Origin of the sequence: uncultured Aquimarina sp. (assembly GCF_947495315.1) — a bacterium.
In the GTDB taxonomy this organism is placed as follows: domain Bacteria; phylum Bacteroidota; class Bacteroidia; order Flavobacteriales; family Flavobacteriaceae; genus Aquimarina.
The window spans coordinates 25,980-46,598 of the sequence record NZ_CANLYD010000007.1 but is presented as its reverse complement, the minus strand read 5'-3'; the positions used below and the strand labels follow the sequence as shown (position 1 = coordinate 46,598).

The following is a 20,619-nucleotide window of genomic DNA, read 5'->3' as shown; positions in this document are numbered from 1 at the left end:
TATTTTGTTATGCTATACTGATTTTTGAATCCAAATAAACACTTTGAACCAACTTCAATAATTCAACGCCTTCACCGAAAGGCTTTTGAAAAGCCTTTCTTCCTAATATTAGCCCTGAGCCTCCAGCACGCTTATTAACTACTGCTGTTGTAATAGCTTCAGTTAAATCAGTTTCCCCTTTAGAGCCACCACCTGAATTAATCAATCCTATTTTTCCCATATAGCAATTTGCTACTTGTAATCTGCATAAATCAATAGGGTGTTCTGTAGTGAGCGTTTCATACATTTCATCATCATATTTACCGAAATCGATATTCTTAAAACCAAAATTGTTGGTTGGAAGTTTTTGCTTAATAATATCTGCCTGTATGGTTACACCTAAATGATTTGCCTGACCAGTTACATCGGCAGCTGCGTGATAATCTTCTTTTTCTGTTTTGAATGCTTCGTTTCGGGTGTAGCACCATAAGATGGTTGCCATACCCAGATTATGAGCCTCTTCAAAAGCTTCTGAAATTTCTTTGAGCTGTCTATTGCTTTCTTCAGAACCAAAATAAATGGTAGCACCCACAGCAACGGCTCCCATATCCCAAGCCGCTTTTACCTTACCAAATAGTGTTTGGTCATATTTATTAGGATAGGTAAGTAGTTCATTGTGATTAATCTTCACAATAAAAGGTATTTTATGGGCATATTTTCTGGCATTTAGTCCCAAAACGCCAAAGGTTGATGCTACTCCATTACAACCAGCTTCTATAGCGAGCTTAATAATGTTTTCTGGGTCAAAATAATCTGGGTTTTTATAGAATGAGAAAGCAGCACTATGCTCAATGCCTTGGTCAACAGGCAGGATGCTTAAATACCCAGTTCCTGACAGATTTCCGTGACCGTACAACTGTGAAAGACTGCGTAGTACCTGTGGATTTCTATTGCTATTAATAAAAACCTTGTCAAGGCTATTATCACTTGGTGTTAGTAATTCATCTTTTGTTATTTTTTCACAGACGTGATTTAAATAATAGGGTGCTTTTTCGCCTAATATTTCTATAATGTTGTTGCTTGTTTTCATTTTGATAAGAATTAGTGTATACCTAAGCTTTCATTGGTTTTAGATATAGATTTAGTCCCATTTGCCTCTATTCCAGTAAGTGCCCTTATAGCATCTATAGTTTCTGGTATTACTATAGCTTGGTTATCCACGATATAGGCATAAAAGAGTTCATCTCCCACTACCTTTAGCATATCTTCCCAAAGTGCAACTTCATACATATCGCCCCAAGGTCTTCCCATATCCAAAAACATTTCTTTAATGGTATTGTTTGAGACTAGGCCTTGGTCATATTGAATAAACTTTATACGACTAGAAGTTTTAAAAGCATTTAAAACTTCTTCTTTCGAGGCTTGCTTTTTTAACTTCACATTCCAATAATGCATATGACTGAGGGTTTCAGGGACTTTTACCGCAGAAGTAATCACGTCCAATTCTGGGTCGACACTTTTAGCATCCGGACCTTGATGGCTCGGGATATCTCTTTCGGGAACCATTGTATTCATTATACCACCCAAATGACTTTCCCAAGGGTCTGTAGCTCTTCTTAAAAGCGTCCCTCTGGCATAATCCAATAAATCAGCTCTTTTTAACGCGGTTAACGTTCTTAATATAGAGGTTGTATTGCAAGAGACTACTCTGGTCGCATCTCTATTTAACGCCGATTCATAATTATTTTCGGCACTAAAGGAATGCCCCGTGGTTTCGTGTTTTTCGCCACCGTGCAATATGAATTTGATGTTCTGTTCCTTATAGATTGCCACGTTTTGAGCTGCAATCTTTTTAGGGGTGCAATCCACAACAAGGTCTGACTTATTTAAAAGTTCTTGCATATTTCCTTTTATTGTAATGCCTTCAGACTTCATTTTGTCTTCAGCTTCATCAGTTGCTGAATAGATATCGTACTCTTTTCTTACCGCATTTTGAATGCGCCAATCGCTTATGATATCACATACTCCAGAAAGCTTCATATCATCCTGTAGGTTGATTGCATCGGCCACTCTTTTTCCTATTATTCCGTATCCTATTACTGCTATTCTTTTCATATTATATTGTTTTAAGTGTTTGATTTTTTATTAAAATGATGGAACCGATAATGCCTGCAATTAGTGAAGAAAATAAAATGCCGACTTTAGCGGTATAGATAAATTCCTCATCGGCAAATGCCAATTCGTTTATAAAAAGGGACATTGTAAACCCGATACCAGCTAGAAAGGCAATTCCGTAGATGTGATACCAAGTAATGTTTTTAGGAAGTTTTGCTAATTTTAGAAAGACCAAAATTTTTGAAAATAAGACGACACCAATAAACTTTCCGAATATGAGACCAAAACCTATTCCTAGACTTATCGGATGGGTAAGTACTTCCAACACTTTTCCGTGTAGGTGAATACCAGCATTAGCAAAAGCGAATAATGGTAGTACGATAAAATTCACAAACGGATTTAAAGCATTTTCAAGCTTTTGAAGTGGTGTTTCAGCTTCTGAACTTGTAGTTTTGATTTCTTCTAGTATTTCTAATTGGGAATGAGAAATTAGCGAACCTCTTACAGGTTTTTCTTTATTGAACTTGTTGTGTAATGTCGCAAGGCGTTTTAAAAATGTAGCCTCGTTTATTTTTACACGACCGGGTATAGCTAGAGCTGTTAGTATGCCAGCAATGGTAGGGTGTACTCCTGAGAAGAAGAAAGCTAGCCAAACACCACCTATTCCTATAATGGCATAGAACCAAGTTTTTCTTACTCCAGCATAATTGCCAATAATTAGTAATCCAAAGAAAAGAAAGGCGTGAAATAAATCCATAGTGGATATACCAGAAGTATAAAAAAGTGCAATCACTAATACACCGCCTAAATCATCCACGACGGCAAGTGTTACTAAGAAGACACGTAACGCAATGGGTAAGCGTTTTCCGAAAAGAGCTAGTACACCTAAAGAAAAAGCAATGTCGGTAGCCATAGGTATTCCCCAACCTTGTGAAGCTTCACCAGTAGTGTTGAGGATAAAATATATGAGGGCAGGAAAAACCATTCCTCCAATAGCGGCACCAATAGGCAATACTGCATTTTGAGGTGTTGATAGTTTTCCACCTAATATTTCTCTTTTTAACTCTAAACCAACCTGAAGAAAGAACAGAGCCATTAATCCATCATTAATCCAGAGCAGTAATGGTTCGGTCAATTGAAAATTACCGATGCTAAATGAAATAGTAGTATTTAGAATATTTTGGTAGGTGCTTTGCCAAGGTGAATTTGCCCAAAGCATAGCTATTATTACTGCTATTAAAAGCACAATTCCTGTGTTACTAAATACTTTATTTGTAATGTTCCAGACGCTATTATGTGCAGTACTTTTAATCATTGATTGTTATTTTTTTACTGCGGGTTGCGAATTGATTGTGGATTTTGATTCTGATGGTTTGTTGAAATTTCTAATAATCAGGCGGTTGCTCTTTTCGTAAGTGAAATAGCTTACCGCCCAATTAAAACCAACCATCAATCTATTTCTAAAGCCGCTAATGGACATAAGGTGAACTATAGACCAGAGTAGCCAAGCGAAATAACCACCAAATCTGAATTTGCCTAAATCGGCTACTGCTTTACGTTTACCTACTGTCGCCAATGAACCTTTATCGTGATATTCAAAAGGTTTAATGGGTTTGTTTTTTATGATATTTAGTATTGATGTACCTAAATACTTTCCTTGTTGAATAGCTGTTTGCGCGACCTGTGGATGCCCTTTTGGTGTTTTTTCGGTAATTACAGCCGCTATATCACCAATGGCGAATATGTTTTTATAATCTTCTACCATCAAAAAGGGGTTGGTTTTAATACGGTTACCTCTGACAACATATTTTTTGTCAATACCTTTTGGAAACTGGCCTTTTACACCTGCTGTCCAGATTAGATTTTTTGCCATAATGATGTTATCACGATTTGTGATAACCTTTGAGCCATCATAATTACTTACTGATTCATTGAGTAATACATTTACATTCAAATCTTCTAGGTATTTTAGGGTTTTTGATGATGCCTTGTCTGACATCGAGCTTAACAACTCACCCCTAGCTTCTATCAAATAAATGTTCATGATAGTTGAAGGGTATTCTGGGTAATCTTTAGGAAGGATGTATTTACAGAATTCCGCTAAAGCTCCAGCCATTTCTACTCCTGCAGGACCGCCCCCAACAATCACAAAATTGGTTAGTGTATCACGTTCTTCATCATCACAGGTAATAGCAGCCTGCTCTAAATTTTGCAACATCATATGTCGGATATTGAGAGAATCGCGAATATCTTTCATCCCCAAGCTGTTATCAGCTACGTTATCCATACCGAAGAAATTGGTAGTTGTTCCTGTAGCTAACACCAAATAATCGTAATGAACATCTCCTTTATTGGTTCTTACAATATTTGAAGTAGGTTGAATTTCTTCTACTTCTGCCAATCGAAAAACCACGTTTTTATAACCGTTAAACTGCTTTCTGAAGGGAAACACGATGCTATCGGGCTCTAGGGCACTAGTTGCCACTTGGTAAAGTAATGGCTGAAACTGATGAAAGTTGTTTTTGTCAAACAAAACCACTTGTACCTTTTTGTTCTTTAGTTTTTCTACCAAAGCCAAACCTGCAAAACCACCGCCTACAATAACCAAACGCGGCCAATTGGTGTCTGGTAGGCATATATCATCTGTTACTTTACAAGTAGATTTTGATGATATACTATGTATGTGATTATCTTCCATAATTATTTTAGATTCTCTAACTGTTGTTTTTGTCCCTTGCTATCATTACCGAACATTTAGCGTGGGTGGCTAAATATTGTGAAACAGAACCCAATAATAGACGTGAGAGCGCACCCTGACCTTGAGAGCCAACTACAATTAAATCAGCATCCCAATCTTCAGCCTTTTCTAGAATTACATTTTTGGGTAGCCCGCTAACAACACTAGTGGTTATGGTAAGTGTTTTATTTAAATTCTTAAGGTTGTCACTGGCTTCGGAAACAATTTTTTCACCCAATTTTTGAGCACCGCTTATGAATTCTTCATAATAATTGTTTAAGCTACCACCTGTAGCCATCAGTTCAGGGCCTATTGCTATAGGAAATTCGTAAACGTTTATAATACAAATCTCCGTACTTGGTGGCAAGGTTATTCTGTTAAGCTGCTCAACAGCTGCTTTACTGAAATCTGAACCGTCTAGAGCCAATACTATTTTCATAATTTTTAGTTTATTAATAGAAATATTTTAGGCTTTATTTTTACTTATAAAGCTTTGGGCGTCTTGTTTTGAAGCGAAATAAAAGACGCTCCCTTTACTTTTATCCTGAACGATTACAGCATTGGCCTTGTCTACTTTTGTATCATCAATCGGATTACTTCCAAAGCGGACATTGTCAATGTTTTTCTGAAGTTTTTCAACACAGCCTTGACAACAACCAAAGTAGATTGTACCATCTACATCTATCGGTATTTGTTTTACACCCATAAACCTGTCGTTTACCATACAGACTTTTTCATTCGGTACGATTTCATAAGTTGTTTGAGAAGCAACAGCTGAATTCATTTGAATGGGTTTTGTTTTAGTGACTGCAAGCGTAGCTGTTTCAGCCTTATCTTTTTTCTGGTTGGAACACGAAAGCAATATTATTGAGGCTAAAATCAAAAATAGAATACTGATTAATAGCTTGTAGATTGTTCCGCTTGGATTTTCTACTGTTACTACTATGGGTTCGTTGTTCGGTTGTTTAAAATATCTTCGTTTCATTTTTTAAATTATTATTGATTATGAGTTTTATTTAGGCTAATTAGTTTATGCCAATACAAGTGTTCATATAAGCCAGACCAATACATTCCAAAGGTGAAGGCAAAAAGTAATTCTTCAATTGGGATTCCTAAGACTAGAATATGGGTGAGATTGTCGAGATTCCAATATAGTTCCACATATTGGGGGTAAAATGGAAGAATACTTCCAAAGTATATGAAATACAGTATGGTAAACAAGATGCCCCCAACCCATATCTTTCTTTTTAAATCTGGGCGACAGTATAGCGTGGATAGACCACCGATGAACATTGCTAAAGTGCCACAATAAATATGATTTAGTGTTGTAAAAACTGCTAGAATAAGGAAAACTAAAGCAGGTATAAATAAGATATATTTATGCAAAAGATGTCTTCTGTGATTTCGCTCTGTATGGTCTACTTCAATAAGGTTTTGTTTAAAAATTAGATTATAAAGTACCACGCCAATACCACCGATGGCAAAAGAAAAAATAAGGCTTTCGATATCGAAGCCTGTTTTTTGAGCCAAATCAAACAGCGAGGGTGGAAACCAATATTCTGGTACAAATAACGGTTCTGTTAAACCAAAGGGCATTGTGATTAGACTCATTTTGAGCATTTCTTTTCTATACCCTCTCTTTGAAACATAAATTATTGCCCAAAGGGTAAGAATGATAAGTGACCATATAAACCAAACGTATTGCATAAAACTATATCTCCTATTTTTTTACTTTTATTTGAGCGTTATAAAAAGCTCCTATACAAGCACCAATAAGCCATCCGAGAATGAAGGTTTGTATAATGCCAAAAAATGCTTCCAATAGTGGAACATCCATCCTTATAATATTGGTGGTATCTAAACCGTGTAAAAGGCTGTTAAAGAAAGTAATAGTGCCTTCTTGTCCTGCAGTAGCCATAACAATCATACAGCCTAAATAAATCAAGGCTCCAGTAAGACCAAAGGCAAATCCAAATTTTTTTATGTTTAATCGGTACATATTTTTATGATTTAAGATTAGTTATCTGATTTTAGAATCTTTTTTGATTCTTCGTATTCCTCTTTAGTAATGAAACCTTCAGCAAATCTTTTCTTAAGAATGTCCAAAGGATCTTCTTTTTTTGTCTTTTGGTAGGGTATATCTGTTGGGATTAAGAAAATCCAAACGATGAAAATGAGCCAAATAATCCACCATATTAGGTGCATTCCTCCAAAATGTCCGTCGTATAAATGCATAATTTTTAGTTTTAATTGTTATTGATTTATTTTTGAAATTGTATATCCGTTGAGCTTATCAAGTTGCTTTTGTATTTCTTGAACCGAGAGCGTTTCGTTCATAGAAATAATCGTGGCACCTTTTGGTGCTAAAAAAATCTCTACTTTTTCAATAATAGGATGTTCTTCCAATGTTTTCTTGACCCTTGAAACACATCCACCACAACTGATTCCTTCTATTTGAAATTTTTGTTTCATTGTGTTTGATATTAATGATGCTTATGTTCTTTTCTTTTTTCTGTTGAACTTTCAGCAGACTTCTTTTGATTATGGTCTTGACCATTATGGTTCCCATTATTGTGCTTGTGTCCTCCGTGGCCGTGAGACCCGTGTGGCATAAACAGATGTATAGCGAACATAAATAGTATGAAGATGAAAAGGGACGAGCCTCCACCTATGCCAAAAGAAGGCGCTAAAAAAATGAACAGAAGTGGTAAGCCACAGCCAATAATCATCCATATCCAGTGATTGTTTTTCATATTTATTCAGTTTTAAATATTATTAATGATGTTTGTGGGCATCTTTTTTCGAAGAGTCCATCTTGTTCATTCCTTTCATATCCATTCCCTTGTTGCTCATCATCTTCGTACACGATTCCATACAATCTTCGCTCATCATTCCTTTTTCGTGCATCATTTTCATCATATTGCCCATCATTTTTCCATCACTCATCATATTATTCATCATAGAGTGTATCATAGTGCTATCCTTCATCATCATTCGCATTCCTTCTTTTTTCATCATTGTGCCTACTATCTTTTTATTATTCTGCATCATTTGCATTGCGTGAGGTGTGTTTTGCATATGTTCCATAAAGGCAGACATATATTCGTGATTTTCAGAAATAGTGTTGAAAACCTCAGTACGGGTTTGAGGATTTTCCAGCAATGTTTCGGAATTCATATCCTGTTTACAACTACTAAGGCTTAAAAGCCCAAGCACGGTTAAAAGTAAAAGTGTGTTTTTCATCATTTTTAGTTTTAAGGTTATTGTTTGTTTTTTTAAACCCATTTCCCCTAATCTGTTCATCCTACTAAGGGAATGGGTTATCAGCTATTAATTAGCAGATTTTAGAAACTCCTCAATCTTTTTGCTTTCCTTTTCTGTAAGATTCGCTCTTACTCGCATATGTAGACTAATGGTTTCCCAATCTGTATCGTTATAATCTGAAGGCGAAGGTGCAATATGACACCTGTTACATACCTCGCCCCAAAGTTGAGCTCCTGATTTTTCCATTTCAAATTCTTGGTCACTACCTGCTACCTCCGTTTCTGGAATAGGGGTGTAAACTTCTTTTGTAGATGTACAGGCGACTATCGTTGTTAGAACAACAAGAATCGATGTTACAGTTACTGTTATTTTGTGTATTCTTTTCATATCTCTTGATTTATGATTCAATTAAAATCCAATCGCCCAATGGATAAATAATCCATCAGTGTTGGTAATACCATCTCCATCGTGGCCACCTTCAGTCTCGGTAGTTTGATAGCTAAGCTTTAATACAGAGCGCCAGCTTAACCAATAGTTGAGTCCAAAGGCATACTGAACTGATGCTTCTTCCCATTCTGCGCCTTCTGGGGCATTAAAATCAGAATAGCGCCCTACGAATTCTAACTTTTTTATAAAGTCATTTTCAGCCATTGTAGGTCTATAGCTTAGTTGGGCGTAAAATGAGTTGCTTTGATTGTCAAAGGAATATTCTTCAGTATCTCCATCCTCGTGTACTTCTACAAATGTTGCTGTATCTACATTAGAGTTATTATACTGGGCTTTGATATCTACAATTCCCTTTAAAGGTGATATAGGCTTTACATATGAGAAGTCTAGTGCAAAAAGAAAGGCACCCACATCCTCATATTGAGAGTCTTCCGTGCCGGTTCCACTTGTCGAGTAGGCCGAAAATCCTAATTCTGCCGATGAATCGGAAAATGGAAGTATTCCTATTCTACCACCATATGCTTTTGCTAGGTTATTATCTTCAAAATTTTCGAATTGTAAAATACCAGCTTCCTCGGGTTCTTCACTACCATCATTTATCCTTGGTCCATTGGTTGAGTAAATAGAATAATTAAGCCTTGGGCCTCCTAAGTCAAAAGCACCTCGAAGTTCTACACCAATTCCAGAGGAAGGTGCAATACCATCGTGTCCATACCCGAGAGGCGCATTAGGTAATCGATTTATCCAAGCAGGATGTAATCGTTCCATAAAGGTTCCGAAAGGCAAGAGGAATTTACCCGCTCTAATTGTCATATTCTTGTTGAGGACGTACATCACATCTGCATATTCAAGTCCAATCTCCAATTCATTTCCTTCTAATTTAAATTCTAATTCGGCTTCAAACATCAACCTGTCTGAATGCTTGTAGAGAAAAATTGGTGCATAGGTTAAGCCTAGAAATGTTGATTCTGTTTCGTCGTCAGAGTCCATATATTCAAACCCCGTATGTCCGTAACCACGCAACATAAATTGGGTTTTACTCGGTTCAAAAGTGTTATATGTTTGGCCATAAATTTGATAGCCAAAAGCAAACACGAAAAGTGATAAGATTAACTTTTTCATTATTTCAGGGTTCTTAAATAGTTAATAAGTTCCCAGCGTTTTTTCTCTGGGATTGAGGTTTTGTATGAGGGCATAGGTGAACGTCCTTGTTCTATCTTCCAGAAAATTGCGCCGTCAGATTGTGATTGAAAAGCTGAACTTGTTAGGTCTGCTGGTTTTGGTTTAAGCCCTGTGCCACCCATACCGTCACCTTTCCCTTTGGGACCGTGGCAAACAAAGCATAGCATTTTGTATATCTTCTTACCAGATGCCGCTGCCTTTGCATCACCTTTTAATGGGTTCTTGACTTTGTCCGCGCTTGCCGGAGCCACCCAATTATCTTGTTCTACAGGAGTATATTCTGTTCTAGGGGATTTGATAAACCCTACTGTTAAGAAGTAAATCAACCCTAGTAGGGTTACGCTGAAAAAAATCTTTTTTGTTTTCATATGATTAGGATTTAGTTTGTGTTTGTTTTTAAAAATGTTTTAGATTCGGTCTGGATAGAATTCAATGTGAAATCTTTCTTAAGTTCCATTTATTGTCATCGTTTTTTACCACTATCAGATTATCAGAAATAAATTTAGATGTGATGACAGGTGGATTTTTACTTTTAGTATATTTTGGAGAAATATGCTTAGATAACTGAGTTAAATGGTCTGTTACATTTCCGTTTTCATCAATGACCACTTCAAAATAATGGAAGTTAACAACATCTTTTTTAAAGATATCATTATAGCCTATGGTCTCTTTATGTACTATTAATGCCAAGGCCTTGTCACCCTGAAAATTTGAGACATTTAGAAACTGTGGTTTGATACTTATTTTTCCTTTTTTGTCAATGAAGCCATAATAAAGTACACCATCCTTTTGATGAGTTATAATACATTTTCCGTTACTGAACAAAGGATAGTTACCCTTGTCTGTTTTGGTCAGTACAAAGTCTTCTCTAAAGTCAATGATTATGGAGCCGTTTTGGTCAATAAATGCCCATTCATTTCCTTTTTTCACTGCGGCAAGGCCGTCGTGAAAAGGGGAGATAAAGTCAATATCTTCTATGGTTTGCCCAATTCCCAGCATTGGGATAATTAATAATGTGAGGAAGATTGTTTTCATTTTTATTCATTTTAGTTTGATGAAATTAGCGAATGACATTAGTCTTCATCTGCATAACTTTCGTTCTTATCTATATAATTTCATCGTAATAATTACGCTTCCAATTTTCTGTGTTTTTATAATCTGTCATGCTCATTCCAACCACATCTTTAAACTGTCTGGATAAGTGATTTACACTGCTGTAATCCAATAAGTATCCTATATCAGAAAAGGAATGTTGTTTGAGTTGAATGAGTTCCTTTACTTTTTCAATTTTTAATCTTATAAAGTACTTTTCAATGGTGGTCTTTTCTTTAGATGAGAACAGTTTACTCAATGCCTTGTAATCTCGATGAAGGGTTGATGATAAATGTTCCGAAGTCTTAACCTTTAAGGTCAATGGCAGTTCAACAAGTTGTTCAATCAGAATAATTTTTATTCTTTCAACGAGCATATCTTCTTCACTTTTTACAATTTCAAAGTCATTTGCGTGTAGCACTTTGGTAACATCTTGGTTAATTTGTGCATCGCTTAAGCCTGGTGCTTCCACTAAAAGCTTTCCTAGCTCTAGCGAAAGGACGGTTATTCCTAGTTCTCGTAGTTCTTGCTTTATTACTTTTAAGCAACGACTACACACCATATTTTTAACCCAAAATTCTTTTGGTTGTGTCATATTTATAGGGTATTGTTATTGGGCTTTTGCTCAATAGTTAGTCCTGTAATTGTATGTTTTACAGTCTAATGTGTAAATGATACTGTCGGGAATTGGGTACAATAGTATATAGCCAATAGCTATGCGCTGGCTACAACTAATTGTGCAGTAAAAGGGCTTTTACTGCGATGTAGAAAATCAAATTAAGTATGTCTCGTATAGAATATGTATATCCTTGTATAGCAAGGGCGGCCTATACGCTTCAAAAGGAACTATATTTTTGTCTAGTCCTTCAAAAAGATTGATGTAAGAATAAATAAATGTATTTAAGAAGACTAAAGTGTCAATTTCTAAAACCGTATTCGATTTTTTAAAGGTATCACTAGCTTCTTTTAAAATAGTCTGATTGTCGCAACAATCCTTTTCTTGTAAAGTAGTACATTTCTTAGTGGGGTTATTTTTCTTTTGAACTTTGTCTTTACAAGCTTGTGCTTCACTAAAAAAAGCCATATCCACTAATTTGTCACAGCAAAAATGCATATTCACCGTAAAAGAAGAGGTTGACAACAATATAAATGCTGCCAAAAAGAAAGACAATATTTTAGTAAAAATAATTTTCACAATGTAAAGTTAAGAAATTTTGTTTAACATTTAGAATATAATGTGATTACGACATCGTTTTTTAATGCGTTTAATATCAGGTATTTATGATGCTATACAAATTTTCATTCGTACAAATATAAATTTAATGATTAAACAGAAATATGATATTCGTCATATATTTAGATTTTCTAAAATGCATATGCTACTGAAAAATTTAGACCAAATGGATGCCCTGGACGTAACCCTGCCGGAACCCTCGATACCGCATATGTTGTATTAAAAAGATTTATAATATTAGAAGACAGGGTAAAGTTGTTATCAATAAAATAACGGGCAGACAAGTCCACTATAAAATTTGAATCTACTTTAAAATTCTCTGGGATTGAGCCAGAACCTGCCCTAGTTCTAAAAGCACTTGTGTATCTTGAGTTTACGTTTACCTCAAATTTTGTATGCTGTAATCCAATAGATGCGTTTAATTGATTTTTTGCAATGTAGGGTATCTCGTCCCCTTTGGTAACTACCCCATAAATATCCTCATTACTGTCAAAACTTGTTGAAAATTTAGTATCTGTAAGAGTGTAAGAGACGGATAAGGGAAGTTTAAATCTACTGGTCTGTTTGTATAGCAGGTTGTAATTAAGTAAGAACTCTATCCCGCTCACACGAACTTCACCTGCATTAAATTGGTCAAGGCTTCCTGTACCACCAGTAGCGGCCAAATCACTTCCAAGTAGGTTTTGGTAGTCATTGTAAAAGCCTGCAACTTCGCCATTGAAACCTTTAAAGCTAAATCGGGAACCCAATTCATAATTAATACTTTCTTCAGGATTTTGCCCTGGCGTATTACTGGGTGGCGAAAAGCCTTTGTGTACACCACCAAATATTGATAGGGTCTTACTGAACCTATAATTAGCCCCTATTCCAGGAATCCAGACATCCACTTCATTTTCTCTAATCGATAAATCTTGACCCGTCCGGGAAGGGTCATTAGTGCCATAATCTGTTCGGGTCAATGTAATGTTTTCATAGCGTAACCCTGGTGTCAATGTCAAATTTTCAATTTTTACCGTGTATAGCAAATGAGTTGCCAATGCTTTGGCACTGCCTATACGGTTGGCATCTGTTCCTTTTTCGCCAACTGTAGTCCGTATTAATTCTTGGTTTTGAAACGCATATCTATCCACCCATTGAAACCTATCTTCGTCATCTTCGTGATATCGTATTCCCGCTTCTAAGCGCTGTACCCATTGGTTACCCCATTTTAGCGTGGCAACAGATTGAATTCCATTTGAAGTATAAACCCTATTGTTAGCCTTTATACCTAATGCATCCATTTGGGTGTCTTCGTTACCCAAGAGGGTTTGATATTCAGAAGGAAAATTTTCTGGTGAAGACAAGATATTGTTGATACCTACGCGTTCGCCCAAATTTACATCATCTAATTTATACCAATTTCGTTTAAATTTATTGAGATAGCCTGTTGTCCTTATGTCAATGGATGGTGACAAACGGATAAAATGGGTGAGCTGGTACTGTTGGTGTTCGGCGGTCATGACATCTTCTGAAGAAGCCCTGTACCTTCTAAAAGGATTTTCTTCAAAATCTGCATCTGTCAGGCCCAAATAGGTTTCGTTCGCTTCTTCTTCTGAATATTGGATTTTAAACAAAAGTGACTGATAGATTTTGGCATCTAAATTTGTATTTATTCTGAATTTGGCCAAATAATCTGTCTTGTCGAAACCTGTGTTACCACCACCGTCTAAATCCTTAAAACCATCAGAACTGTAGTTGAAATAATCCGTCACAAACCCAAAATTCTTAAAACTATTGCCTAATACCAATTGGGTGTTTCTTGAATCATAGTTTCCTGCAGCAATCGACACTTTTCCAGAAAATTTTTCCGGTATACGAGAGGATATCATATTTATGGCACCACCTGTGGTGTTGGGCCCGTACTGTATTTGACTGCTTCCCTTTAACACTTCTATGGCTTCCATTCTGCCAATAGTAGGAAAATAGTAAGCAGCCGGTGCACTGTAAGGAGCAGGTGCAATCAAGACACCATCTTCCATTAAATTAATTTTAGCGCTACGCTCGGGCGAAGTACCACGTAAACTAATATTGGGACGTAATCCAAATCCATCCTCTTCGTAGATGTTGATGCCTGGAACGGTCTGTAAAATTCTATTGATGTTGGTATAAGAGAATTTTTTTAAATCCTTTTTAGAAATATAATTGGCCGAACCAGTTTTGTTTCTAGCCTCAAATTGGCTTCCAATTATAGAATTACCAATTATGATTACTTCTTTAAGTTTCTCTGTTTGTTTTTGAATTGTGTCTGTTTCATTACTTCCGTTTTGAGACCAGATTACACTACTTATAGCGATCATTAAAAAGGAGAAATAATATTTCATACTACTATTTTAATTTAGATTGAATAAAAATAAATAAACAAAAATATATATATGAAATCGAAAAATCAAGATTATTTAGAATTATTCTTAATTGTGTTTCTCTTCGAACCGAATCACTTTTATATCATATAGAAGTTTTTAGAAAATGTGATTTTTATCATATTTATCTATAGACCAGTATACTAGATTTGTATTTCATTTGGTGACCTGATAAACTAATTAATCATGGAAAGAGTATTTATAACAATCTTGATAATTACACTTGGACAATCAGTATTTTCTCAAGAGAGAATAAATGATCTTTCTATAGAGTATGAAGCTACTTCTAGAGGTTTTTATCAAAAAATGAAAGTAAGCAAAAAAACATTTGTTTATAGTGAAGATATAGCTGGTAAAAAGAGCAATACGGTAAAAATAAGTAATAAACAATGGAGGGAAATAGTGAATTTGGCAGATAAAATTAAACTTAAAGAACTCTCGTCTTTGAAAGCCCCATCTGAGAAACGAAAATTTGATGGTGCTGCATTTGCAAAATTAAAAGTGTTTACAAATGACAAAGAATATGTGTCTTCTAATTTTGACCACGGCAACCCACCAATAGAAATTAAAGGCCTTGTAGAGAATATTATTGCATTAAGTCAATTGGGTAAAAAGGATTAGTATTTTACCTGTATAGAGTCTAAAATTTTGTTAAACAAAATTAAAGTGTTAAAATTTTTGTAGCTTTGCAAAATAAATGAAGGCAATATTTTTTAAAATAGTATCATTTTGTATGGCACTTTTAGTGTTTGTCTCAACAATGTCTTTCACTATTGAAAGCCATTATTGCGGTGACGTGCTTGTGGATACTTCAGTGTTTGGTAAAGTTGAATCTTGTGGTATGGAGGTTCAGCAAAAAACGTCTTCAACAGAATGTGATATTACTAAGAAAGATTGTTGTAGCGATGAACAGCTCGTTGTTGATGGTCAAGATAATCTAAAAATTTCTTTTGATAAGTTAGATAAAGAGCAACAGATATTAGTTGCCACTTTCATCTACTCTTACGTAAATCTATTTACAGAATTACAAACAGAAAATATCTCTTTTAGAGATTACTCTCCACCTCCCTTGGTCAGGGACGTTCAAGTTTTAGACCAAACTTTCCTTATTTGATTTTTAAGTAATTAGTACTGAAGTCCTGCATTAATTTGTTTGGACTCAATCACTTGTTTGTTGCTTTGTCAACAAAAATTATAATTACTTAAAAATCATTTTTTATGCTAAATAAAAGCATCAAATTCTTAATAGAGAATAAACTGGTAGCCGTTTTACTACTGGCTTTATTTGTAGCTTGGGGTGTTGTGAATGCACCATTTGAATGGAATACTGGTTCGCTTCCTCGAAATCCTGTAGCTGTAGACGCTATTCCTGATATAGGCGAGAACCAACAAATTGTATTTACAAAATGGGATGGTCGCTCACCACAAGATATTGAGGACCAAGTAACCTATCCTCTTACCACATCACTACTTGGTATTCCAGGAGTGAAAACCATTCGTAGTTCTTCAATGTTTGGGTTTTCAAGTATCTATATCATTTTTGAAGAGGATATTGAATTCTATTGGTCACGTAGCCGCATACTCGAAAAATTAAATTCATTACCAGCCGGACTTTTACCAGATGGTGTAAATCCAGCACTAGGTCCTGATGCTACAGGTCTCGGACAGATTTATTGGTATACATTAGAAGGTCGTGATGAAAACGGAAATGTGACTGGCGGTTGGGATTTACAGGAACTTCGTAGTATTCAAGATTTCTATGTGAAATACGCATTGTCATCGGCAAGCGGCGTTTCGGAAGTGGCTTCTATTGGTGGCTACGTTTTGGAATACCAAGTGGATGTCAATCCAGAGTTGATGAAGCAGTATAAAATTGGTTTAAACGAGGTTGTCAAAGCAGTTAAACAAAGTAACCAAGATGTAGGTGCTCAAACATTAGAAATAAACCAAGCAGAATATCTTATACGCGGATTGGGTTATGTAAAATCTATTTCAGACCTAGAAAATGCAGTAGTTACCTCGGAAAATTTCACCTCTATACGTTTAAAGGACATCGCCAAAGTTTCTCACGGCCCTGCAACAAGAAGAGGTCTTTTAGATAAAGAAGGCGCAGAGGTCGTAGGTGGTGTTGTGGTCGCCCGTTATGGCGCTAACCCTATGGCCGTTATTAATAATGTTAAGGAGAAAATAAATGAATTAAGTTCGGGTTTACCTTCAAAAACTCTGAGCGATGGAAGGACATCGCAACTTACTATTGTTCCTTTTTATGATAGAACAGAGCTCATTCAAGAAACATTAGGGACACTTGATGAGGCACTTACTTTAGAGATTTTAATTACCATTTTCGTAATAATTATAATGGTATTTAATTTAAGAGCTTCAGTATTAATTTCGGGATTATTACCAGTCGCAGTATTAATGGTTTTTATTTCAATGAAGCTATTTAATGTCGATGCAAATATCGTTGCATTGTCTGGTATTGCTATTGCTATCGGGACGATGGTGGATGTGGGTGTTATCCTATCAGAAAATGTGCTACGGCATATTGACGAAAATGAGCAGAACTTACCTATGAACACTGTTGTGTATAATGCAACTGCCGAAGTCTCTGGAGCCATTTTGACAGCCGTGATGACCACCATTATTAGTTTCATTCCTGTGTTTACAATGATTGGTGCTGAAGGTAAATTGTTTCGTCCATTGGCGTTTACCAAAACTTCAGCCTTAACAGCGTCGCTAATTGTAGCATTATTTTTAATACCACCGTTTGCAGCCTATTTCTTTAAAAAACGGAGCGTAAAAAAATCATTTAGTTATATGCTAAACGGTGCTTTAGTTCTAACAGGAATTATTGCTCTTGTTTTTGGATTTCCACTTGGGTTGATATTAATGGCGTTTGGAGTAGTTGGTTTTCTTTCATTACAGGAAAAAATTACCTCTAAACGTGCCAATACTATAAATATATTCGTATCGGCTTTTGCAATCATTTTCTTATTAGCAGAATATTGGAGGCCTTTAGGAGTCGATCGAAGCATACTAGTAAATTTAATTTTTGTTGGTCTTATTTGCTTTGGACTACTAGGTGTATTTACTCTTTTTAGAAAGTACTATGTACGTATCTTAAATTGGGCGTTACGTAATAAGTTATTATTCCTTGCCCTGCCAACCACAATAATCATTTTTGGAGTGATGATTATGAGAAATACAGGGAAGGAATTTATGCCATCTCTTAATGAAGGCTCTTTCCTTTTAATGCCTACATCGATGCCACACGCTGGGGTTGAAGAGAATAAGCGCGTGTTACAGCAATTAGATATGGCAGTAGCCAGCATCCCAGAAATTGAAACTGTAGTAGGTAAATCTGGTCGTACAGAATCGGCTTTAGATCCAGCCCCTTTATCTATGTACGAAAATGTGATTCAGTATAAATCTGAATACATCCTAAATGAAAAAAGAGAAAGACAACGCTTTAAGGTAGATGAAGATGGATTATTTGTATTGAAAGACGGAAGCTTAGTTGTAAACCCAAATAGTGAAGTTAACGAAGCTGCTGACTATAATCTTTCTAAAACTAAAGATCCCTTTTCGGTGCGTCGTTCACAACTGATACCAGATGATGAAGGTGAATATTATAGAAATTGGAGGCCTGAAATTGAATCCCCAGACGATATTTGGAAGGAAATCGTAAAGGTCACAAAGCTTCCAGGAGTTACTTCAGCGCCTAAATTGCAACCTATTGAAACTCGCTTGGTTATGTTGCAAACTGGTATGCGAGCCCCGATGGGTATTAAGGTAAAAGGACAAGATTTAAATGAGATTGAAGCCTTTGGAGTACAATTGGAAGATATATTAAAACAGGCAGATGGTGTTAAGGATGAAGCTGTTTTTGCAGACAGAATTGTCGGGAAACCTTACCTTTTATTAGATATCGATAGAGACCGACTTGCACGGTATGGAATTTCCATACAACAAGTGCAACAGGTTATACAAGTCTCTGTGGGTGGTATGGTACTTACACAAACTGTTGAAGGCAGAGAACGATATGGTATTCGTGTGCGCTACCCAAGAGAACTACGTGCAAATCCTAATGACTTAAAAGATATTTATGTTCCCGTAGAAAAAGGAACCCCAGTGCCATTAAGTGAACTGGTTACGATTCGTTATGAGCAAGGACCACAAATTATAAAAAGCGAAGATACATTTTTGATAGGATATGTTCTCTTTGATAAGTTAGATGGATATGCCGAGGTAGATGTGGTGGAAAACGCCCAAGCTCTTATCCAAGAAAAAATAGATAGCGGTGAACTAATCGTGCCAAAAGGAATTAATTATCGATTTACTGGTACTTATGAAAATCAACTGCGAGCAGAGAAAACTCTTGGTGTTGTGGTGCCTTTGGCATTAGCAATAATTTTCCTAATTCTTTACTTCCAGTTCCGCTCGGTCGGAACTTCTTTAATGGTTTTTACAGGCATTGCTGTTGCCTTTGCCGGTGGATTTTTGATGATTTGGTTTTATGGTCAGGATTGGTTTTTGAATTTCAACTTCTTTGGAGAAAATTTGCGGGACTTGTTTCAAATGCATACCATAAACTTGAGTGTAGCGGTTTGGGTAGGGTTTATTGCGCTGTTTGGTATTGCAACGGATGATGGTGTGGTAATGGCTACCTACTTAACACAAACATTCGACAGAAATAATCCCACGGATAAAAAAGGGATAAGAGCATCTGTTGTAGAGGCAGGGGAAAAGCGTATTAGGCCGTGTCTGATGACTACCGCAACTACCATATTAGCTTTACTACCAGTATTAACATCAACAGGCCGAGGTAGTGATATAATGATTCCAATGGCTATTCCTTCCTTCGGTGGGATGCTTATTGCACTTGTAACACTGTTTGTAGTACCCGTATTGTATAGCTGGAAACAAGAATTTCAATTAAAAAGAGCGACGAAATGAGATATATAATTTTAATAGGACTTATTTTTTTCGCTTTCGCGGAAACAAATGCACAACAACTAGCTTCCTATATTCAGGAAGCTGAAAATAATAATCCTGAAATTCAGGCTTTTGAGCTGCGTTACAATATTGCGGAAGAAAAAGTAAACGAGGTCAATACGTTGCCAAATACAACGGTAAGTGCTGGATATTTTGTTAGTGAGCCAGAGACCCGAACAGGTGCGCAGCGTGCACGTTTTTCGGTTTCTCAAATGTTGCCTTGGTTTGGTACCATAACGGCAAGAGAGAACTATGCAAGCTCATTAGCAGAAACTCAATATATAGATATCGTAGTCGCAAAAAGAAAACTTGCTTTATCCGTTTCCCAATCCTACTACAAATTATACGCCATTAGAGCAAAACAGATAGTTCTAGATAAGAATATTGAGCTTTTGGAAACCTATGAGCGTCTGGCATTAACTTCAGTTGAAGTTGGTAAGGCATCCGCTGTAGATGTACTTCGTCTGCAAATACGACAAAATGAACTTGTCCAGCAAAAAGAAGTATTAGAACAAGATTTTTTAGCAGAACAGGTAACCTTCAATAATCTACTAAATCGGGATGAAAACACGGAGGTAATTGTAGCAGAAGAAATGTCCATACCGGATGAGGACCCATTAATTTTAACTGAAAATCTTCAGCTTAATCCTGAACTTATAAAGTATGATAAGCTATACGAATCTGTGGAACAATCTGAACTTTTGAACCAAAAAGAAAGTGCCCCAAATATTGGTTTTGGGTTAGACTATGTTCCAGTCGCAGAAAGACCAGAGATGAACTTTAATGATAATGGAAAGGATATTGTGATGCCAATGGTGTCTATTTCAATTCCAATTTTTAATAATAAATACAAGTCTACTACAAAACAAAATCAATTAAAGCAGTTGCAAATACAATCCCAAAAGGAAGATAGATTGAATAAACTGGAAACACTGTTAGCAGATGCAAAGTACAACAGAGAAAATACTAGAATAAAATTCAATATTCAATCGGATAACTTAATGCAAGCTAACGATGCAGAAGAAATTCTGATAAAGAATTATGAAACAGGCACTATTGATTTTAACGATGTATTGGATGTTCAAGAGTTGCAATTAAAATTTCAAATAAATCTTATCGAATCCATTAAGGGCTATTATATACAATATGCCTTAATTAATTATTTAACACAATAA

General features: G+C 36.0%; 23 protein-coding genes. 4 read left to right on the top strand and 19 right to left on the bottom strand.

All coding sequences use genetic code 11. The features are described from left to right. Nucleotides 1-7 precede the first annotated feature (7 nt). From Q0910_RS13890 to Q0910_RS13800, 19 genes are all read right to left on the bottom strand, one after another. Complete coding sequence (locus tag Q0910_RS13890; protein ID WP_299217698.1) at nucleotides 8-1,069, bottom strand: class I fructose-bisphosphate aldolase; 1,062 nt, start codon at nucleotides 1,067-1,069, stop codon at nucleotides 8-10. Nucleotides 1,070-1,080: 11 nt separating this feature from the next. Then, a complete protein-coding gene (locus Q0910_RS13885; RefSeq protein WP_299217696.1) occupies nucleotides 1,081-2,094 on the bottom strand; it encodes a type II glyceraldehyde-3-phosphate dehydrogenase in 1,014 nt (337 codons plus the stop codon). A gap of 1 nt (nucleotide 2,095) precedes the next feature. After that, on the bottom strand, nucleotides 2,096-3,409 hold the full coding sequence (gene nhaA / locus Q0910_RS13880; protein WP_299217694.1) for a Na+/H+ antiporter NhaA: 1,314 nt from the start codon (nucleotides 3,407-3,409) through the stop codon (nucleotides 2,096-2,098). 6 nt (nucleotides 3,410-3,415) lie between these two features. Further along, on the bottom strand, nucleotides 3,416-4,792 hold the full coding sequence (locus Q0910_RS13875; protein ID WP_299217692.1) for an NAD(P)/FAD-dependent oxidoreductase: 1,377 nt from the start codon (nucleotides 4,790-4,792) through the stop codon (nucleotides 3,416-3,418). Nucleotides 4,793-4,808: 16 nt separating this feature from the next. Beyond that, complete coding sequence (locus tag Q0910_RS13870) at nucleotides 4,809-5,270, bottom strand: universal stress protein (protein ID WP_299217689.1); 462 nt, start codon at nucleotides 5,268-5,270, stop codon at nucleotides 4,809-4,811. Between the two features lie 27 nt (nucleotides 5,271-5,297). Then, nucleotides 5,298-5,816: a hypothetical protein gene (locus tag Q0910_RS13865; RefSeq protein WP_299217686.1), complete on the bottom strand. Its 519-nt coding sequence runs from the start codon at nucleotides 5,814-5,816 to the stop codon at nucleotides 5,298-5,300. 11 nt (nucleotides 5,817-5,827) lie between these two features. Then, nucleotides 5,828-6,442 (bottom strand): lycopene cyclase domain-containing protein, encoded by a 615-nt coding sequence (locus tag Q0910_RS13860; RefSeq protein WP_299217682.1) that lies wholly within the window; start codon nucleotides 6,440-6,442, stop codon nucleotides 5,828-5,830. Between the two features lie 109 nt (nucleotides 6,443-6,551). Then, on the bottom strand, nucleotides 6,552-6,830 hold the full coding sequence (locus Q0910_RS13855; protein ID WP_299217678.1) for a DUF5676 family membrane protein: 279 nt from the start codon (nucleotides 6,828-6,830) through the stop codon (nucleotides 6,552-6,554). A 17-nt stretch (nucleotides 6,831-6,847) separates the two neighbouring features. After that, complete coding sequence (locus Q0910_RS13850) at nucleotides 6,848-7,066, bottom strand: SHOCT domain-containing protein (RefSeq protein WP_299217675.1); 219 nt, start codon at nucleotides 7,064-7,066, stop codon at nucleotides 6,848-6,850. 18 nt (nucleotides 7,067-7,084) lie between these two features. After that, entirely contained in the window at nucleotides 7,085-7,303 is a 219-nt protein-coding gene (locus tag Q0910_RS13845) for a heavy-metal-associated domain-containing protein (protein WP_299217672.1), read from the bottom strand. Nucleotides 7,304-7,314: 11 nt separating this feature from the next. Continuing rightward, on the bottom strand, nucleotides 7,315-7,443 hold the full coding sequence (locus Q0910_RS13840; protein ID WP_299217669.1) for a hypothetical protein: 129 nt from the start codon (nucleotides 7,441-7,443) through the stop codon (nucleotides 7,315-7,317). A gap of 163 nt (nucleotides 7,444-7,606) precedes the next feature. After that, a complete protein-coding gene (locus Q0910_RS13835) occupies nucleotides 7,607-8,074 on the bottom strand; it encodes a hypothetical protein (RefSeq protein ID WP_299217666.1) in 468 nt (155 codons plus the stop codon). 87 nt (nucleotides 8,075-8,161) lie between these two features. After that, a complete protein-coding gene (locus Q0910_RS13830; protein WP_299217663.1) occupies nucleotides 8,162-8,482 on the bottom strand; it encodes a hypothetical protein in 321 nt (106 codons plus the stop codon). A gap of 21 nt (nucleotides 8,483-8,503) precedes the next feature. Next, entirely contained in the window at nucleotides 8,504-9,664 is a 1,161-nt protein-coding gene (locus Q0910_RS13825; RefSeq protein WP_299217658.1) for a hypothetical protein, read from the bottom strand. Then, on the bottom strand, nucleotides 9,664-10,092 hold the full coding sequence (locus tag Q0910_RS13820) for a cytochrome c (protein WP_299217655.1): 429 nt from the start codon (nucleotides 10,090-10,092) through the stop codon (nucleotides 9,664-9,666). The genes Q0910_RS13825 and Q0910_RS13820 overlap by 1 nt, the downstream gene beginning before the upstream one ends. Before the next feature lie 61 nt (nucleotides 10,093-10,153). After that, nucleotides 10,154-10,759 carry a WG repeat-containing protein gene (locus Q0910_RS13815; RefSeq protein WP_299217652.1) on the bottom strand — a complete coding sequence of 202 codons (606 nt, stop codon included), beginning with the start codon at nucleotides 10,757-10,759 and terminating at the stop codon, nucleotides 10,154-10,156. A 70-nt stretch (nucleotides 10,760-10,829) separates the two neighbouring features. Next, nucleotides 10,830-11,411, bottom strand: a complete 582-nt coding sequence (locus Q0910_RS13810; protein WP_299217649.1) for an AraC family transcriptional regulator — start codon at nucleotides 11,409-11,411, stop codon at nucleotides 10,830-10,832. A gap of 177 nt (nucleotides 11,412-11,588) precedes the next feature. Next, nucleotides 11,589-12,011 (bottom strand): hypothetical protein, encoded by a 423-nt coding sequence (locus tag Q0910_RS13805; protein WP_299217646.1) that lies wholly within the window; start codon nucleotides 12,009-12,011, stop codon nucleotides 11,589-11,591. Nucleotides 12,012-12,181: 170 nt separating this feature from the next. Continuing rightward, nucleotides 12,182-14,410 carry a TonB-dependent receptor gene (locus Q0910_RS13800; protein WP_299217643.1) on the bottom strand — a complete coding sequence of 743 codons (2,229 nt, stop codon included), beginning with the start codon at nucleotides 14,408-14,410 and terminating at the stop codon, nucleotides 12,182-12,184. Nucleotides 14,411-14,635: 225 nt separating this feature from the next. Here Q0910_RS13800 and Q0910_RS13795 point away from each other — a divergent pair, with 225 nt between their 5' ends. The 4 genes from Q0910_RS13795 to Q0910_RS13780 all read left to right on the top strand — a co-directional run bounded on the left by Q0910_RS13795 (nucleotide 14,636) and on the right by Q0910_RS13780 (nucleotide 20,619). Continuing rightward, the gene (locus Q0910_RS13795) at nucleotides 14,636-15,070 is read left to right on the top strand and encodes a hypothetical protein (RefSeq protein ID WP_299217640.1); all 435 of its coding nucleotides are present in this window, start codon (nucleotides 14,636-14,638) and stop codon (nucleotides 15,068-15,070) included. A 76-nt stretch (nucleotides 15,071-15,146) separates the two neighbouring features. Next, nucleotides 15,147-15,563 (top strand): hypothetical protein, encoded by a 417-nt coding sequence (locus tag Q0910_RS13790; protein WP_299217635.1) that lies wholly within the window; start codon nucleotides 15,147-15,149, stop codon nucleotides 15,561-15,563. 104 nt (nucleotides 15,564-15,667) lie between these two features. Next, nucleotides 15,668-19,405, top strand: a complete 3,738-nt coding sequence (locus tag Q0910_RS13785) for an efflux RND transporter permease subunit (protein WP_299217632.1) — start codon at nucleotides 15,668-15,670, stop codon at nucleotides 19,403-19,405. Then, nucleotides 19,402-20,619, top strand: coding sequence for a TolC family protein (locus Q0910_RS13780; RefSeq protein WP_299217630.1), 1,218 nt, complete (start codon nucleotides 19,402-19,404; stop codon nucleotides 20,617-20,619). The genes Q0910_RS13785 and Q0910_RS13780 overlap by 4 nt, the downstream gene beginning before the upstream one ends.

Bases quoted from the DNA above. Each gene is read 5' to 3' on its own strand.
- Q0910_RS13890 (WP_299217698.1), bottom strand. From the start codon at position 1,069: ATGAAAACAAGCAACAACATTATAGAAATATTAGGCGAAAAAGCACCC.
- Q0910_RS13885 (WP_299217696.1), bottom strand. From the start codon at position 2,094: ATGAAAAGAATAGCAGTAATAGGATACGGAATAATAGGAAAAAGAGTG.
- nhaA (WP_299217694.1), bottom strand. From the start codon at position 3,409: ATGATTAAAAGTACTGCACATAATAGCGTCTGGAACATTACAAATAAA.
- Q0910_RS13875 (WP_299217692.1), bottom strand. From the start codon at position 4,792: ATGGAAGATAATCACATACATAGTATATCATCAAAATCTACTTGTAAA.
- Q0910_RS13870 (WP_299217689.1), bottom strand. From the start codon at position 5,270: ATGAAAATAGTATTGGCTCTAGACGGTTCAGATTTCAGTAAAGCAGCT.
- Q0910_RS13865 (WP_299217686.1), bottom strand. From the start codon at position 5,816: ATGAAACGAAGATATTTTAAACAACCGAACAACGAACCCATAGTAGTA.
- Q0910_RS13860 (WP_299217682.1), bottom strand. From the start codon at position 6,442: ATGAGTCTAATCACAATGCCCTTTGGTTTAACAGAACCGTTATTTGTA.
- Q0910_RS13855 (WP_299217678.1), bottom strand. From the start codon at position 6,830: ATGTACCGATTAAACATAAAAAAATTTGGATTTGCCTTTGGTCTTACT.
- Q0910_RS13850 (WP_299217675.1), bottom strand. From the start codon at position 7,066: ATGCATTTATACGACGGACATTTTGGAGGAATGCACCTAATATGGTGG.
- Q0910_RS13845 (WP_299217672.1), bottom strand. From the start codon at position 7,303: ATGAAACAAAAATTTCAAATAGAAGGAATCAGTTGTGGTGGATGTGTT.
- Q0910_RS13840 (WP_299217669.1), bottom strand. From the start codon at position 7,443: ATGCCACACGGGTCTCACGGCCACGGAGGACACAAGCACAATAATGGG.
- Q0910_RS13835 (WP_299217666.1), bottom strand. From the start codon at position 8,074: ATGAAAAACACACTTTTACTTTTAACCGTGCTTGGGCTTTTAAGCCTT.
- Q0910_RS13830 (WP_299217663.1), bottom strand. From the start codon at position 8,482: ATGAAAAGAATACACAAAATAACAGTAACTGTAACATCGATTCTTGTT.
- Q0910_RS13825 (WP_299217658.1), bottom strand. From the start codon at position 9,664: ATGAAAAAGTTAATCTTATCACTTTTCGTGTTTGCTTTTGGCTATCAA.
- Q0910_RS13820 (WP_299217655.1), bottom strand. From the start codon at position 10,092: ATGAAAACAAAAAAGATTTTTTTCAGCGTAACCCTACTAGGGTTGATT.
- Q0910_RS13815 (WP_299217652.1), bottom strand. From the start codon at position 10,759: ATGAAAACAATCTTCCTCACATTATTAATTATCCCAATGCTGGGAATT.
- Q0910_RS13810 (WP_299217649.1), bottom strand. From the start codon at position 11,411: ATGACACAACCAAAAGAATTTTGGGTTAAAAATATGGTGTGTAGTCGT.
- Q0910_RS13800 (WP_299217643.1), bottom strand. From the start codon at position 14,410: ATGAAATATTATTTCTCCTTTTTAATGATCGCTATAAGTAGTGTAATC.
- Q0910_RS13795 (WP_299217640.1), top strand. From the start codon at position 14,636: ATGGAAAGAGTATTTATAACAATCTTGATAATTACACTTGGACAATCA.
- Q0910_RS13790 (WP_299217635.1), top strand. From the start codon at position 15,147: ATGAAGGCAATATTTTTTAAAATAGTATCATTTTGTATGGCACTTTTA.
- Q0910_RS13785 (WP_299217632.1), top strand. From the start codon at position 15,668: ATGCTAAATAAAAGCATCAAATTCTTAATAGAGAATAAACTGGTAGCC.
- Q0910_RS13780 (WP_299217630.1), top strand. From the start codon at position 19,402: ATGAGATATATAATTTTAATAGGACTTATTTTTTTCGCTTTCGCGGAA.